Here is a 16,153-nt window from a genome sequence, read left to right on the forward strand (position 1 = left end):
GACCCCGGACAGGGCAGGATGAGAGCAGGCCGCACGGGCCCAGGTAAGCGTCACAACTCACCCAACCCGTGCGGCCCTTCTCACGTCACGGGCCGACCGCGACCACGAGCATTGCTCCCAAGGTCGTAACCCCCGGTGCGCTCAGCCCGAGTAGCCGGTACTCGGTGTCCTCCCCCGCTCATCCACCCGTCGCGGTTCATCGGGGGACGGACCGGACCAACAGCAGCGCGACGTCGTCGGTGCGGTGCTCCGTGTGCCCGGCGAGGCCGATGAGCACGTCGGCCAGCCGGTCGAGCGGTTCGCCGCCGTGCCGGGCGAGCGTGGCGGTGAGATCGGCCAGCGCCTGGTCGAGGTCGGCGCCGGGCGTGTCGATGAGGCCGTCGGTGTACAGGACCAGGGTGGTGCCGATCGGCAGATCGATCCGAATCTGCGGGTACTCGGCGGCGGGGTCGACGTTCAGCACCATACCGCCGGGCGGCTCCAGTGCCACCGTCCGGCCGTCCGGGCCGTACAACAGGGGCACCGGGTGCCCCGCGTTGGCCAGCCAGGCCTCGCGGCGGGCGAGATCGACGCAGAGGTAGACACAGCTGGCCAGCAAGGTCGTGTCCAGGTCGGTCAGCAGGCGGTTGGTGCGGGCGAGCACGGTACTCGGATCGGCGTCGGCCGCGGAGAAGGCACGGACGGCGGTGCGGATCTGGCCCATCAGCGCGGCGGCGTTGACGTTGTGGCCCTGGACGTCGCCGATGACGACGGCCAGGGTGTCGGGCCCGACCCGGATGAGGTCGTAGAAGTCGCCTCCGACGTCCATGCCCTCGGTGCACGGCAGGTAGCGGGCGCTGATCTCCAGGCTCGGGACGACGGGCAGTGTGTGGGGCAGCAGGCTTTCCTGGAGACCCTGGGCGAGCACGAGCTTGGTGTCGTACAGCCGGGCACGGTCCAGGGCCTGGGCGATCAGACCACCGAGCGAGGTGAGGACGGCGCGCTCCTCCATGTCGAAGCGGTGCGGCTCGGCGAACGCCAGCACGCAGGTGCCGATCAGCCTGCGCGAGGTCACCAGCGGCAGATAGGCCCAGGCGGACATCTCGTCCTGCGTCTCGTGGCGGTCCGGGTACACCCGCTCCAGCTCCGCACGGGTCTCGAAGAACACCGGTACGGGGTTGGTGGACGCCTGGACACCGGGCGTCGGCTCGGTCAGCCGGGTGCCGTCGAACTGGTCGATCAGGCCGGGCCGGTAGCCCCGGTGACCCGCGAGGCGCAGTCGGCCGCCTTCGGGCACCAGCACGGCGACGGCCTGGCCGCCGAACGCCGGCAGGATCTGCTCGGAGACCATGTTCACCACGTCCTGCACGCTGATGGCCTCGGTCAGCGCGCTCGCGAGGTGGAGGAGGTGGTACAGCGCTCCGGGCCGCGTGTGCACCGCCCGTTCGGCGGGTGCTTCGGTGTGCGGGTCGTGCAGGGAGGCATCGGCGGCGACGATCCGCACGGTGACTCCGGAGGGGTCCGGGAAGAGCTGGAACGACAGCCACTGGTCCGGCGGCCGCAGTGCGACGAACGACGTGGACTCCCCGCCGATCACCGCCGCCCGGTAGTGGTACTCGTACACCGGATCGCGCAGCCATGACAGCACCGTCCACGGCCGTTCGCCCAGCAGTCGCCCCACCGGCTCGCCGAGCAGCTCCGCGGCGGTCGGCGTGACTGCGGCCACCCGGCCGTCCAGGTCCATGCCGCAGACGCCCTCCGGCAGTCGTGCCGCCATCGCGGTGAAGGGGTCGGCGGAACGGTTCTCCGCCACCGCCGGGCGGGGGCCGGGTCGGATCGGACAGCCCGCCCGGGCCTCCCGCGCCAGCAGCTCCGCCAGACGCAGGGCGAGTGCGTCGAGCGCGCCGCGTTCGCGGAGCGACAGTTCAGGGGGATGGGCGGCGGGCCAGATGATGAAGATCGCCCCGTACGTGGTCCGCCCCGCGACGAGCGGCGCAGCCGCGAGGCAGAACGCGTACGGCATGGCGACCGCGACCCTGGGGAACCGGCGCGCCATCTCCTCCGCGCCGCCCACCCAGACGACCTGCCCGCTGCGCACCGCTTCGACCACCGGGATCGGCGCGGTCATGCCGATGTGCCGCCACGGCCTGGTGAACTGCCGGGCCGCTCCGAATGTCATGGCCAGTTCGAGCAGCTGCCGGTCCTCCGACAGCAGGTAGAGACCGCCGGCATGCGCGCCCACCCGGTCCGGCACTGACCGCAGGATCTGCGCCACCGCCTCAAGGCCACGCCCCGCCATCGCCTCGGCGACCTCGCGTACGGGCCGGGACGGCGCATGCCATGACATGCTCATCACAAGAACCTCGTTCGAGCCGACGGTGAACCCGCGGCCTTAATCCATAGTCTCCCGACCGGGCACCACACGCCCCGGCGCCCGTCGGCCGGCACACCCGGAGCATCGACACCGCCGGCACTTCGCTGCCGCATCGCCCGCGGGGAGGGGCAGGTTCGCGCGGGCCTGCGGCTGAGGCGCCGGCAGGGCAGCGGCGGGGAGGCCCTACAGAGAGAGCCGGTGCGGCAGGATGCAGACGACGACGTCGGTGCGGGCCCGCAGGACGGTCGCGAGCAGGATGCCGCGCTGGTTCTGCAGGATCTGATACCGGCGGTGCCGGGGCTCGACCTCGGGGATGAGGACGGCGATCTGGCGGCCGCCCTGTGCCGCGTTCCGCACGTACCGGACGATGGGCTCCACCAGCGAGCGCTGCGGACTGTCGATGACCTCCAGCCGGACGCCCGGGTTCCACTGGTTCCACCGCCGGACCAGAGCGGCTGCCGTCCCGGGATCGGAGTGGACGGCGACGGCGACCACCTCGTCGCCCAACGCCAGCGCGGCGCTGAGCGCGTGCTCGGCCAGCTTGCTGACCTCCCCGATCGGCACGATGACCAGGCTGGAACTGCGGGCCGGCCGGGCCGGGATCCGACCGAGCCCGAGCTCGATCCCGACCGCCCTGTAGTAGCGCTCGATGCGCGCGAACAGCAGCATCATCAGCGGCACCGCGACGACGACCACCCACGCGCCCTCCAGGAACTTCGAGACCAGGAACACCAGCGCGGCCACCGCGGTCATGATCGCCCCGGTGCCGTTGATCAGCGCCCGGCGGCGCCAGCCCACGGGCCGCTCCTGCCGCCAGTGCCGGACCAGGCCGACCTGGCTGATGGTGAACCCGATGAACACCCCGATCGCGAACAGCGGGATCAGCCGCTGGGTGTCGGCGTCCACGGCGGCGATCAGCACCGCGGACAGCAGGGCCAGCGCCAGGACGCCCCACCGGTACACCGGGCGCTCCTTGCGCAGCCCGAACAGATGGGGCAGCCGGTGGTCCCGGGCCAGCAGGCTCATCAGGACCGGCAGCCCGCCGAAGCTGGTGTTGGCGGCCAGGGCCAGGATGAGGGCGACGAGCACGTTGGTCGCGTAGTACGCCCACCCGTCGCCGTAGGCGCCGGCGGTGAGCTGGGCCAGCACGGTCACCCCGCCGCGCGGGGCGACGTGGTCGCGGCGGATCAGCACCGACAGCCCGAGGAGCATCAGCCCGAGCAGGGCGCCGAGCATCATCTCGGTGCGCTGGGCGCGCTTCGCGCGCGGCTCCCGGAAGGCCGGCACGCCGTTGGCGATCGCCTCCACCCCGGTCAGCGCGGAGCAGCCCGCGGCGAAGGCCTTCAGCACCAGCAGCAGGCCGAGGCTCTCGGTCACCGGGACGGTGTCGGCGGTGCCGACCACCGTGACCGGATGGGCCCGGGCCAGTCCGAGCACGACGATGCCGAGGATGGTCACGACGAACAGCACGGTGGGCAGCATCATCACCCGGGCGCTCTCGGCAATGCCGCGCAGGTTGACCAGGGTGAGCAGGGCCAGGATGCCGAGGCAGACCTCCACCAGATACCCGCGCAGCCCGGGGAAGGCGGACGCCAGACTGGCGGCTCCGGCCGCGAGGCTGACGGCGACGGTGAGCACGTAGTCCACGACGAGGCTGGCCGCCGCCAGCAGGCTGGTCCATCCGCCGAGGTCCTTCTTGGCCACCGCGTACGCGCCGCCGCCGTCCGGGTGCACGGCGATCACCTGGCTGTAGGAGACGACGAGCACCGCGAGCAGCACGGTGATGGCGACGGTGATCGGCAGCGCGGCATTGAGGGCGCCCGTCCCCGCCGCGATCAGCACGACCACGATCGCCTCGGGACCGTACGCGACCGAGCTCAGTGCGTCGAGCGACAGTGCGGCCAGCCCCTCCAGGCTGGTCAGGTGGTGCCGGCCGCCCTCCCCGTGCAGCAGTCGCACCTTCGGCTGGAGCTCACGACGTGACAGGCCGAACGCCATGGGGACCTCGCCGCCGGTGGAGGGTGAACACGGAGACCCAAGTCTGCCCGGGCGCATCGTGACGTCCCGCGTGCGGCACCTGTCCCGGAGGCCCGGTCACACTGACGGATCAATGCCTGCGCAGCGGGTGTCAAGGGGTTGTCAAAGGTATCCGTGGCAACGGGCATCACGGCGAGCCGGTCTCCGCCGCTCGCTAGGGTGGGCACTTCCGCCTGCGCGCCCGATCCGCAAGGAGTTCCACCGAAGTGTCCGACACGTTCGCTCACCTGCACGTCCACACCGAGTACTCGATGCTCGACGGGGCCGCGAAGAACGGCAAGTTGTTCGCGGAGGCGGAGCGGCAGGGGATGCCCGCGATCGCGATGAGCGACCACGGCAACATGTTCGGCGCGTACGAGTTCTTCCACGCCGCGGCCAGGACCGGGGTGAAGCCGATCATCGGCATCGAGGCGTACGTCGCACCCGGCTCGCGCTTCGAGAAGAAGCAGGTGTTCTGGTCACCCGGCGGGCAGCGCCCGGCGAGTGCCGACGGCGAGGGCGGCAAGGACGTCTCCGGCGGCGGCCGCTACACCCACATGACGATGTGGGCCCAGAACGCGACCGGCCTGCGCAACCTCTTCAAGCTCTCCTCGCTCGCGTCGATGGAGGGCTACTACATGAAGCCCCGGATGGACCGCGAGCTGATCGCCGCCAACGCGAGCGGCATCATCGCCACCACCGGCTGCCCCTCGGGCGAGGTGCAGACCCGGCTGCGCCTCGGCCAGTACGAGGAGGCGGTCAAGGCCGCCGGCGCGTACCAGGACATCTTCGGCAAGGAGAACTACTTCCTGGAGCTGATGGACCACGGCCTGTCCATCGAACGGGACGTCCGCGAGGACCTCCTGCGCCTCGCCAAGCAGCTGAACATCCCGCTGCTGGCCACGAACGACTCGCACTACGTGACCGCCGACCAGGCCGACGCCCACGACAGCCTGCTCTGCGTCGGCGTGGGCAAGAACAAGGACGACCCGAACCGCTTCAAGTTCCAGGGCACCGGCTACTACATCAAGACCGCTGCCGAGATGCGCGAGCTGTTCCGCGAGCTGCCCCAGGCCTGCGACAACACCCTGCTGATCGCCGAGCGCGTCGAGTCGTACGAGGAGGTCTTCACCTACGTCGACCGGATGCCGCAGTTCGACGTGCCCGAGGGCGAGACCCAGGCCTCGTACCTGCGCAAGAAGATCACCGCCGGGCTCACGGCACGCTACGGCGACAACCCGGGCCAGGAGGTGCTGGACCGGATCGAGCTCGAGATGGGCGTCATCAGCCCGATGGGGTTCGACGCCTACTTCCTCGTGGTCGCGGACATCTGCCAGTACGCCCGGGACAACGGCATCCCGGTCGGCCCGGGCCGAGGCTCGGCGGCCGGCTCGATGGTCGCCTACCTGACCCGGATCACCGAGCTCGACCCACTCGAACACGACCTGCTCTTCGAGCGCTTCCTGAACCCCGAGCGCATCAACCCCCCGGACGTCGACATCGACTTCGACGACCGCCAGCGCGACCAGATGGTGCGCTACGTCACCGACAAGTACGGCTCCGCCTACACCGCCCAGGTCAACACCTTCGGCACGATCAAGGCCAAGGCCGCCGTCAAGGACGCCAACCGCATCCTCGGCTACCCCTTCGCCATGGGCGACCGGATCACCAAGGCGATGCCCCCGGACGTGATGGGCAAGGGCGTCCCGCTCGCGGACCTCTTCAACGAGGACCACCCCCGCTACAACGAGGGCACCGAGATCCGGGCGCTGTACGACAACGAGCCCGACGTCAAGAAGATCATCGACACCGGCCGGGGCATCGAGGGCCTGATCCGCGGCACCGGCGTGCACGCCGCCGCCGTCATCCTCTCCTCCACCCCGCTGCTCGACCTGATCCCGCTGCACATGCGGGACAAGGACGGCGTGATCATCACCGGCTTCGACTATCCGTCGTGCGAAGCCATGGGCCTGATCAAGATGGACTTCCTGGGTCTGCGGAACCTGGGCATCATCGACCACTGCATCAAGATCATCAAATCCAACCGGGGCGCCGACGTCGACATCGAGAAGATCCCGCTGGACGACCCCACGACCTACCAACTGCTGGCGCGCGGCGACACCCTCGGCGTGTTCCAGCTCGACGGCGGCCCCATGCGCGCCCTGCTGCGCCTGATGAAGCCCACCGAGTTCGCCGACATCTCCGCCGTCAGCGCCCTCTACCGGCCGGGCCCGATGGGCATGAACTCGCACACCAACTACGCACTTCGCAAGAACGGCCAGCAGGAGATCGTCCCGATCCACCCCGAGCTGGAGGCCCCGCTCAGCGAGGTCCTCGGCCCCACCTACGGCCTGATCGTCTACCAGGAGCAGGTGCAGCGAGCGGCGCAGGTCCTGGCCGGCTACAGCCTCGGCCAGGCCGACCTGCTGCGCCGCGCGATGGGCAAGAAGAAGAAGGAGGTCCTGGAGAAGGAGTTCATCCCCTTCCAGGCCGGCTGCCGCGACCGCGGCTACTCCGACGAGGCCATCCAGGCCGTGTGGGACGTCCTGGTGCCGTTCGCCGGCTACGCCTTCAACAAGTCGCACTCCGCCGCCTACGGCCTCGTCTCGTACCAGACCGCCTACCTCAAGGCCAACTACCCGGCCGAGTACATGGCCGCCCTGCTCACCTCGGTGGCGGACGACAAGGACAAGATGGCCGTCTACCTGGCGGAGTGCCGCCAGATGGGCATCAAGATCCTCTCCCCCGACGTCAACGAGTCCGTGGTCGACTTCACCGCCGTCGGCAGCGACGTCCGCTTCGGCCTGAAGGCGGTGCGCAACGTCGGTGTGCCGGTCATCGATTCGCTGGTGAAGACGCGAAAGGAGAAGGGCAAGTACGCCTCGTTCGCGGACTTCCTGGACAAGGTCGAGCTGGTGGTCTGCAACAAGCGCACCGTCGACTCCCTGATCAAGGCGGGCGCGTTCGACTCCCTCGGGCACACCCGGCTCTCGCTCAGCACCGTCCACGAGAGCGCGATCGACGCGGTGACCGGGGTGAAGAAGCAGCAGGCGATCGGCCAGGACGACCTCTTCGGCGCACTGGACACCGGCGACGGCTCCGCGCCCGCCATCGGCCTGGACTTCGAGCTCACCGACCGGGAGTGGCCGCGCCGCCAACTGCTCAGCCTGGAGCGGGAGATGCTCGGCCTCTACGTCTCCAGCCACCCGCTCGACGGCGCCGAACACATCCTCTCCCGCAACCGCGACACCTCCATCGCCGAACTCCTCGGCTCCGGCCGCACCGAGGGCGAGGTCCGGCTGGCCGGCCTGATCACCGCCGTCGACCGCCGGATCAACAAGGCCGGCAACGCCTGGGCCATCATCACCCTCGCCGACCGCGACGGCTCGGTCGAGGTGCTGTTCTTCCCCGCCACCTACAACCTGATGGCCGAGCAGATGGTCGAGGACAACGTCATCTCGGCCCGCGGCCGGCTCAACGAGCGGGACGGCTCCCTGAGCATCTTCGGCCAGGAGATCACCACCCTCGACGTCTCCTCCGCCGAACTCGACACCAAGCCACCGGTCCACATCACCGTGCCGCTCGGCAAGATCACCTCGGACGTGGTGGCCGAGATCAAGCTCGCCCTGCAGGCCCACCCCGGCGACGTCCCGGTCCGCCTGCTGACCACCAACTGGGACAAGGACACCCTCTACGAGCTCGGCTTCCTGGTGAACCCCGACAACGGCCTCGCCTCGGACATCAAGACCCTGCTCGGCAGCAACGCCTGGGTGGGCACGGTCTAGCGGCTCGGGATCCGCGCTACTCCTCGCGCCCGTCCCGGGCTGCGCGCAGCCACCGTTGGTACACCGGACTGCGCTCGGCCGCGGCCCGATGGGCCGCACGGGCGTGCTCGACGAGCGCTGTCTCCAGGGCTGCCAGTTGACCCGCCTGGTGCCACCCGATCAGGTGCCGGTACCAGAGCGGGTCGCCGGCGATGGGCCGTACGGCGATGCCCGGGGCCTCCTCGAACGTGGCCTGGCACAGGCTCACCGCGTGCCCGCTGCGGACCAGTTCGAGCAGCAGCCGCCCCTCCGCCTCGTGGACGGTGCGCATCCGGTGGCCGGTCGCGCGGAAGGTGGTGGACCAGTACTCGCGGACCCGGTCGTCGTCCGGGCGCGGTGCGACCCAGTCCTCGTCCGCCAGTTCGTCCAGGTGGACCTCCGGTCGGGCGGCGAGGCGGTGACCGGCCGGCAGGGCGACGAACACGGGCTCGGTGACGACCGGCCGCAGGACCACGCCCGACCGCGCGGCCAGCTCGTAGCCGGGGCAGTCGCCGACCACGGCGGCGTCGAGGCGCCCGTGCGCGAGGTCGTCGACCAGGGGAACGGACGAGCCCTGGGCGCGGGAGGCGATCCGCGCCTCGGGGTGGTGGGTGCGCAGCGCGGTGATCAGCCCGCCGAGCAGCGGGGCGTTGACGGACCCGAGCCGGAAGCGGGGTGTCGGGCTGCCGGTGCGGGCGGCGAGGGTGGAGGCGCTCAGCAGCTCGTCGACGGTGGGGAGGACGGCGCGGGCGCGGGTGAGCACGGTCTCGCCGAAGGCGGTCGGGACGGCGCCGGTGGGTCGGCGGTCGAACAGCGGGCCGCCCAACAGGCTCTCGATCCGGCGCAGTTGGGCACTGAGGCCGGGCTGGGTGAGGCGGAGCGAGGCGGCGGCCCGGGTGAGGCTGCCGGTCTCGGCGATGGCGCAGATCATCCGCAGGTGCCGTATCTCTAGCTCCATAAGCGGATGTTATGAGCAGCTGAGAGCTCCCGGAAGGGGCCAGGACGGCCCAATCTTGTCCCACATGTGAAATGTCATATCACATAGACCTCGCACAAAAGCGCACAGAAGGGGGACAAATGAGGCCACGAAGAGCCGCATGCGCCCTGACCGCGACTCTCGGACTGCTGTCGGCGGCGGCCTGCGGCGGGCCGGACGGCGGCGGTGCCGCCGCGGACGCCACCCCGGCGCCGGGCGGCACGCTGCACGTCCTGTCCAGCATCGACCTGGAGCACCTGGACCCGGCCCGCGCCTACGTCACCTCCACCCAGGACGTGGGCCGCCTGCTCTACCGGACGCTCACCACGTTCGCCCCCGCCCCCGGGCAGGCCGGCGGGCAGATCGTCCCGGACCTGGCCACCGACACCGGGCGCCCCGCCGACGGCGCGCGGACCTGGACCTTCACCCTCAAGGACGGCGTGAAGTTCGAGGACGGCCGGCCCGTCACCAGCAAGGACGTCAAGTACGGCGTCGAGCGCACCTTCGCCGCCGAGCTGCCGGAGGGCCCGCCGTACGCCCGGCTCTGGCTGGCGGGCGGTGAGACGTACAAGGGGCCGTACAAGGACCCGGCCGGGCTCGCGTCGATCGAGACCCCGGACGAGCGGACCATCGTCTTCCGGCTCAACCGTCCGGTGGCCGACTTCGGTTCCGCCGTGTCGCTGCCGATGTTCGCCCCGGTGCCGCAGGACAAGGACACCGGCGTGGGCTACGACAACCGCCCGTTCTCCTCCGGCCCGTACCGGATCGACGCGTTCGAGCCGAAGAAGCAGCTCACCCTGGTCCGCAACCCCGCGTGGGACCGGACCACCGACACCGTCCGCAAGGGCCTGCCGGACAAGGTCGTCATCGACCTCAACCTGGACCCGGCGGTGGTCGACCAACGGCTGATCGCCGGTCAGGGCGAGGACGCGGACGCCGTCGCGCTGGAGCCGATCGGTCCGGCCTCGGTCGGGCGGGTGGTGAACGACCCGCGGCTGAAGAAACGCCTGGTCACCGGCGAATCCATCAACACCCGCTTCCTCAGCATCAACACCCGGCACCGGCCACTGGACGACGTCCGGGTGCGGCAGGCCATCGCGTACGCGCTCGACAAGGACGCCCTGCGCACCACCCGCGGCGGCCCGATCGCGGGCGACCTCGCCACCACCCTGCTGCCACCCACCCTGTCCGGCGCGGCCGCCACCCCGGCCACCGCGGCCGCCACCCCGCCCGGCGGAGCCCCCGAGGACCCGTACCCGAGCAAGGACGGCAAGGGCGACCCGGACAAGGCCAAGGCCCTGCTCGCCGAGGCCGGTCACGCCTCCGGCCTGGAACTCACCCTCGACACCCCGGCCACCGCCGGAGGCAAGGCCCAGGGCGAGGCGGTGCAGGCCTCGCTCGCCCGGGCCGGCATCACCGTGAAGATCAACGAGATCAGCTCCTCGGCCTTCTACAGCACGGTCGGCAGCCCGGCCCGGCAGCACGACCTGGTGATCGACGGCTGGACGCCGGACTGGCCGGGCGCCTCCACCTATCTGCCGATCCTGTTCGACGGCCGGCTGATCACCCCCGAGGGCAACAACAACCGCGCCCAGTACGACTCCCCCGAGGTCGACGCCCGGCTGGACGAGATCGCGGCCGTCGGCGACCCGGCCGCCGCGCAGAGCGCCTACGGCGAGCTCGCCCAGCGCATCATGCGGGACGCCCCCGTCGTGCCGTTCCTCTGGGACAGGGCCGCCGTCCTGGTCGGGCCGAACGTGGCCGGTGCGTACGGGCACACCGCCTTCGTCGGCCGGCTCGACCTCGTCTCGCTGGGGCTTCGGAAGTGACCGTCCTGCGCAAGCTGTTGGCGCAGCGCTCGGCGGCGCTGGCGCTGACCGCGGTTGCCCTGCTGGTGCTCACCGCGCTCGCCGCCCCGCTGATCACCTGGCTGGCCGGCAGCTCCCCGACGGCGTTCCACGGTGAGGCGGTGGACCCGGCGCTCGGCGGACTGCCGCGCGGGACCGCGGGCGGGATCAGCGCCGCGCACTGGCTGGGTGTGGAGCCGGTCAACGGGCGGGACGTGCTCGCCCGGGTGGTGTACGGCGCGCGGGTCTCGCTGCTGATCGCCGTCCTGGCCACCGCCCTGTCGGTGACGCTGGGGACTGCCCTCGGCCTGCTCGCCGGCTTCCTCGGCGGCTGGACCGACACCGTCATCGGCCGGCTGATGGACCTACTGCTGTCCTTCCCCAGCCTGATCTTCATGATCGCGCTGATCTCGGCCGCGCCCGGCGCCGACCGCCGGCTGCTGCTGGTCGTGGTGCTCGGGTTCTTCGGCTGGCCGTACGTCGGACGGATCGTCCGCGGGCAGGCGATGGTGCTCGCCCGCGGCGAGTTCGTCGCGGCGGCCCGGGTGCTCGGCGCGTCCCGGCGGACGCTGCTGCTGCGCGAGGTGCTGCCCAACCTGACCGGACCGGTGCTGGTGGTGGCGACGATGTCGATCCCGGCCTGCATCGCCACCGAGGCCGGACTGTCCTTCCTCGGCGTGGGCGTCCAACCACCAACGCCGTCCTGGGGGCAGATGATCGCCACCGCCGTGCCCTGGTACGCCGCCGACCCGGCCTACTTCCTCATCCCCGGCGCCCTTCTGTTCGTCACCGTGCTCGCCTTCAACGTGCTGGGCGACGCCGTGCGCGACACGCTCGATCCCCGGAGCAGACCGCGATGATCCTCTACCTGCTGCGAAGACTGGCCGTCACCGCACTCATCCTGCTGGTGATCTGCGCCGCCACCTTCGCGATCTTCTACCTGATGCCCGCCGATCCCGCCCAGGGCGCGTGCGGCAAGGCCTGCAGCCCGGAACGGCTCGCCGGGATCCGCGCCACCCTCGGACTGGACCGGTCCCCGTTCGCCCAGTTCGGGGACTACCTCGGCGGCATCCTCTCCGGCCGCACGTATGGCACCGGTGCGCAGGCCGTCCCGTGCCCATTCCCCTGCCTGGGCTTCAGCTTCCAGACGAACCGGCCGGTCTGGGAGATGCTGACCGCCCGGCTGCCCGTCAGCGTCTCCATCGCCGCGGGCGCGGCCGTGCTGTGGCTGGCCGTCGGCGTGGCGGCGGGCGTGGTGTCCGCGCTGCGGCGCGGCAGCCTGTGGGACCGCGCCGCGATGACGGCCGCCCTCGGCGGGGTCTCGCTGCCGGTCTACTTCACCGCGCTGGTGCTCCAGTACCTGCTGGTGGTCCGGCTGAACGTGCTGCCCTACCCCACGGCCGTCCCCCTCACCGAGGACCCGGCCGGCTGGGCGCAGTCGATGGTGATGCCCTGGATCACCCTGGCCATGCTCTACGCCGGGGTGTACGCCCGGGTCACCCGCAGCGAGATGCTGGAGAGCCTCGGCCAGAACTACGTCCGCACCGCGCGCGCCAAGGGCCTGGCCGAGGTCACCGTGGTACGCCGGCACGCGCTGCGGCCCGCACTGATGCCGATCGTGACGATCTTCGGCATGGACCTCGGCGCCCTGCTCGGCGGCGCGCTCATCACCGAGTCGGTCTTCGGCCTGCCCGGCGTCGGCAAGCTCGCCGCCGACGCGATCGCGGGTGCCGACCAGCCGGTGATCCTCGGCGTCACGCTGGTCGCCGCCTGCTTCGTGGTGCTCGCCAACCTGGTGGTCGACCTCGTCTACGCCGTGCTCGACCCGAGAGTGAGGGCCGTCGCATGAGCGAGCGATGGGGGTACCCCCGGCCGAAGGCTGGGGGAGAGCGAATCATCGACAGGTGCGCGCGGGCGAATGCCCCTGCCGAGCGAAGCGAGGTGGGCGCATGAGTCTGCTGACCGTACGCGGCCTCACGGTCGACTTCGGCTCCGGCGTCCGCGCCGTGGCCGGGCTCGACCTCGACCTGGCGGCCGGGCAGGTGCTCGGCGTGGTCGGGGAGTCCGGCAGCGGCAAGTCCGTCACCAGCCTCGCCGTGCTCGGGCTGCTGCCCCGCGATGCCCGGGTCGGCGGCGAAATCCATTTCGACGGGCGCGAGTTGACGGGCCTGGACCGACGTTCCCTGCGCCGCCTGCGCGGCAACCGGATCGCCATGGTCTTCCAGGACCCGCTGTCCTGCCTCAACCCGTACTACCCGGTGGCCTTCCAGATCGCCGAGGCCTACCGCGCCCACCACCGGGCCGGGCGGAAGGCGGCCCACCGGGTCGCCGTCCGGATGCTGGAGCGGGTCGGCATCCCCGAGCCCGAACGGCGCGCCCGCTCCTACCCGCACGAGTTCTCCGGCGGGATGCGGCAGCGGGTGATGATCGCGATGGCGCTGTGCCTGGAGCCGGACCTGCTGATCGCGGACGAGCCGACCACCGCGCTCGACGTCACCGTCCAGGCCCAGATCCTCGGCCTGCTGCGCGAGCTCCGGCAGGAGGCCGGCACCGCGATCATGCTGATCACCCACGACATGGGCGTGGTCGCCGGACTCGCCGACCACGTCGTCGTGATGCACGACGGCCGAGCGGTCGAACGCGGCACCGTCCACGACGTCTTCCACCGGCCGCAGGAGGCCTACACCCGGGGCCTGCTCGCCTGCGTGCCGCGCATCGACGGGCCGCTGCCCCACCGGCTGCCCACCCTGGAGGCGAGCTCATGAGCGAGCGGAGCATGGGGGTCCCCCCGGCCGAAGGCTGGGGGAGAATCATCGAGAGGTGCGCGTTTCGCGAAGCGACCGCCGAGCGCAGCGAGGTGGGCGCATGAGCGAGCTGCGCGACACCCCTCTTCCGGAAACGCCCCTGCTCGAACCCCCCTTGCTCGAAACCCGCAGCCTCGTCAAGCGCTTCCCGGTCCGGCACGGCCTCACCCGGCGCCTCGCCGGACACGTCACCGCCGTCGACGGCGTCTCGCTGCGGGTCGCCCCGGGCGAAACCCTCGGCCTGGTCGGCGAGTCCGGCTGCGGCAAGTCCACCGTGGCCCGCCTGCTCACCCGGCTGGAACGGCCGACCTCGGGCACCGTCCGCTTCGCCGGGCAGGACCTCGCCGGCCTCGACGAGAGGCGGCTGCGCCCGGTCCGCCGCGAACTCCAGATGGTCTTCCAGGACCCGCTCTCCTCGCTCAACCCCCGCCAGACCGTCCGCCGGATCCTCGCCTCGCCCTTCGCCTACCAGGGGCTGGAACCCGACGAGCCGGTGGAGCGGCTGCTGGAACGCGTCGGGCTGAGAGCCGACCACGCCGACCGCCACCCGCACGAGTTCTCCGGCGGCCAGGCCCAACGCATCGGCATCGCCCGTGCGTTGGCCCTGCGGCCGAAGCTGGTGGTGTGCGACGAGCCGGTCTCCGCCCTCGACGTCTCGGTGCAGGCCCAGATCCTCAACCTGCTCAAGGACCTCCAGGACGAGTACGGTCTCGCCTACCTGTTCATCGCCCACGACCTCGGCGCCGTCCGGCAGATCAGCACCCGGATCGCCGTCATGTACCTCGGGGCCGTCGTCGAGACCACCGACCGCGACACCCTGTTCGCCACCCCGGCCCACCCGTACACCCGCGCCCTGCTGTCCGCCGTGCCGCTGCCCGACCCGGACGCCGAGCGCGGCCGCGAGCGCATCGTGCTGCGCGGCGACCTCCCCAGCCCCCTCGACCCGCCCAGCGGCTGCCGCTTCCGCACCCGCTGCCCCAAGGCGGCCGACCGCTGCGCCGCCGAGCGGCCCGCCCTGCGGGCGATCGTGCCGGGGCACGAAGTTGCGTGCCACTTCCCAGAGGAAATGCCGTGATCCGTACCAGCCACCGCCTGCCCGGCCTCGCCGTGACCGACCACGCCTTCACCGTCCCGCTCGACCACGCCGCCCCCGGCGGCGCAACCATCGAGGTCTTCGCCCGCGAGCTCGCCGACCCGGTCCGCGCCCGGGATCAACTGCCCTGGCTGCTCTACCTCCAGGGCGGACCGGGCGGGAAGTCACCGCGCCCGCTGAACACCGGCGGCTGGCTCGGCCACGCCCTGAGGACCCACCGGGTACTGCTGCTCGACCAGCGCGGCACCGGCCGCTCCACCCCCGTCACCGCCCGCGCGGCGGCCGCCCTCGGCCCGGCCCGCCGGCTGGCCGATCACCTGGCGCTGCACCGGGCCGACTCGATCGTCGCCGACGCCGAACTGATCAGACGTCAACTCTGCGGCGACGAACCGTGGGAGACGCTCGGCCAGAGCTACGGCGGCTTCGTCACCCTCAGCTACCTCTCCTTCGCGTCCGAGGGCCTGCGTGCCTGCTACATCACCGGCGGCCTGCCGGGCCTCGACGCCACCGCCGACGACGTGTACGCCGCCACCTATCCCCGGGTGCGCGAACGGCTCACCGCCCACTACCGCCGCCACCCCGGCGACCGCGCGCTGCTCCGGCACCTCGCGGACCACCTCGCCCGCCACCCGGTCCACCTCCCGGACGGCGACCGGCTCACCGTACGCCGTCTGCGCGCCCTCGGCCTCATGCTCGGCATGGGCGACGGCTCCGCCCGCCTGCACTGGCTGCTCGACGAGGCCCTCGGCGCCGACGGCGCACCCACCGCCACCTTCCTGCAACAGGTCATGCAGCTGACCTCCTTCACCGACAATCCGCTCTTCGCCGTCCTCCAGGAGTCCATCTACGGCCGCGCCGGCGCAGCCACCGGCTGGGCCGCCGAACGCGCCCTGGCCGCGCACCCCGCGTTCGCCGAGGATGCCGACCCGCTGCTGCTCACCGGCGAGATGATCTACCCCTGGATGCTCCGGGAGATCGCCGGCCTGCGCCCGTTCGCCGAGGCCGCCGACCTGCTCGCCGCCCGCACCGACTGGCCCGAGCTGTACGACCCGGCCCGGCTCGCCGCCAACCGGGTCCCGGTGGCGGCCGCCGTCTACCACGACGACATGTACGTGGACGCCGGCCTGTCCCTGGGCACCGCCCGCGCGGTCGGCGGCCTGCGCGCCTGGGTCACCAACGAGTGGGAGCACGACGGTGTCACCGCCTCCGGAGGGCGAGTCCTCGCCCGCCTGATGGACCTGGCCTCCGGCCGGGCCTGACC

General features: G+C 71.8%; 10 protein-coding genes. 7 read left to right on the forward strand and 3 right to left on the reverse strand.

Features of this window, described 5'->3' with window-relative positions; all coding sequences use genetic code 11:
- Window positions 1–196 precede the first annotated feature (196 nt).
- On the reverse strand, window positions 197–2,332 hold the full coding sequence (locus tag KV557_RS25365) for a SpoIIE family protein phosphatase (protein ID WP_256177937.1): 2,136 nt from the start codon (window positions 2,330–2,332) through the stop codon (window positions 197–199).
- Window positions 2,333–2,536: 204 nt separating this feature from the next.
- Window positions 2,537–4,351 carry an APC family permease gene (locus KV557_RS25370; RefSeq protein WP_218203794.1) on the reverse strand — a complete coding sequence of 605 codons (1,815 nt, stop codon included), beginning with the start codon at window positions 4,349–4,351 and terminating at the stop codon, window positions 2,537–2,539.
- A 245-nt stretch (window positions 4,352–4,596) separates the two neighbouring features.
- On the opposite strand from KV557_RS25370, the gene dnaE reads away from it, so the two are divergent.
- On the forward strand, window positions 4,597–8,154 hold the full coding sequence (dnaE, locus tag KV557_RS25375) for a DNA polymerase III subunit alpha (protein WP_218203795.1): 3,558 nt from the start codon (window positions 4,597–4,599) through the stop codon (window positions 8,152–8,154).
- 16 nt (window positions 8,155–8,170) lie between these two features.
- Here the strand turns inward: dnaE and KV557_RS25380 are convergent, their stop codons facing one another.
- Window positions 8,171–9,130, reverse strand: coding sequence for a LysR family transcriptional regulator (locus KV557_RS25380; RefSeq protein WP_218203796.1), 960 nt, complete (start codon window positions 9,128–9,130; stop codon window positions 8,171–8,173).
- A 119-nt stretch (window positions 9,131–9,249) separates the two neighbouring features.
- On the opposite strand from KV557_RS25380, the gene KV557_RS25385 reads away from it, so the two are divergent.
- The 6 genes from KV557_RS25385 (at window position 9,250) to KV557_RS25410 (ending at window position 16,151) form a co-directional block, all read left to right on the forward strand.
- Window positions 9,250–10,977 carry an ABC transporter substrate-binding protein gene (locus KV557_RS25385; protein ID WP_218203797.1) on the forward strand — a complete coding sequence of 576 codons (1,728 nt, stop codon included), beginning with the start codon at window positions 9,250–9,252 and terminating at the stop codon, window positions 10,975–10,977.
- Complete coding sequence (locus KV557_RS25390) at window positions 10,974–11,855, forward strand: ABC transporter permease (protein ID WP_218203798.1); 882 nt, start codon at window positions 10,974–10,976, stop codon at window positions 11,853–11,855. The genes KV557_RS25385 and KV557_RS25390 overlap by 4 nt, the downstream gene beginning before the upstream one ends.
- Complete coding sequence (locus KV557_RS25395; protein WP_218203799.1) at window positions 11,852–12,844, forward strand: ABC transporter permease; 993 nt, start codon at window positions 11,852–11,854, stop codon at window positions 12,842–12,844. Before KV557_RS25390 ends, KV557_RS25395 begins: the two co-directional genes overlap by 4 nt.
- A 100-nt stretch (window positions 12,845–12,944) precedes the next feature.
- Window positions 12,945–13,760, forward strand: a complete 816-nt coding sequence (locus KV557_RS25400) for an ABC transporter ATP-binding protein (RefSeq protein WP_218203800.1) — start codon at window positions 12,945–12,947, stop codon at window positions 13,758–13,760.
- A gap of 100 nt (window positions 13,761–13,860) precedes the next feature.
- Window positions 13,861–14,874, forward strand: a complete 1,014-nt coding sequence (locus tag KV557_RS25405) for an ABC transporter ATP-binding protein (RefSeq protein ID WP_218203801.1) — start codon at window positions 13,861–13,863, stop codon at window positions 14,872–14,874.
- Entirely contained in the window at window positions 14,874–16,151 is a 1,278-nt protein-coding gene (locus KV557_RS25410; protein WP_218203864.1) for an alpha/beta fold hydrolase, read from the forward strand. The genes KV557_RS25405 and KV557_RS25410 overlap by 1 nt, the downstream gene beginning before the upstream one ends.
- Window positions 16,152–16,153 lie beyond the last annotated feature (2 nt).

Source organism: Kitasatospora aureofaciens (genome assembly GCF_019192735.1).
Taxonomy (GTDB): Bacteria; Actinomycetota; Actinomycetes; order Streptomycetales; family Streptomycetaceae; genus Kitasatospora; species Kitasatospora aureofaciens_A.

Coding starts and splice junctions, on each gene's coding strand:
- KV557_RS25365 (WP_256177937.1), bottom strand. CDS start 2,332: ATGAGCATGTCATGGCATGCGCCGTCCCGGCCCGTACGCGAGGTCGCC.
- KV557_RS25370 (WP_218203794.1), bottom strand. CDS start 4,351: ATGGCGTTCGGCCTGTCACGTCGTGAGCTCCAGCCGAAGGTGCGACTG.
- KV557_RS25380 (WP_218203796.1), bottom strand. CDS start 9,130: ATGGAGCTAGAGATACGGCACCTGCGGATGATCTGCGCCATCGCCGAG.
- KV557_RS25385 (WP_218203797.1), top strand. CDS start 9,250: ATGAGGCCACGAAGAGCCGCATGCGCCCTGACCGCGACTCTCGGACTG.
- KV557_RS25395 (WP_218203799.1), top strand. CDS start 11,852: ATGATCCTCTACCTGCTGCGAAGACTGGCCGTCACCGCACTCATCCTG.
- KV557_RS25400 (WP_218203800.1), top strand. CDS start 12,945: ATGAGTCTGCTGACCGTACGCGGCCTCACGGTCGACTTCGGCTCCGGC.
- KV557_RS25405 (WP_218203801.1), top strand. CDS start 13,861: ATGAGCGAGCTGCGCGACACCCCTCTTCCGGAAACGCCCCTGCTCGAA.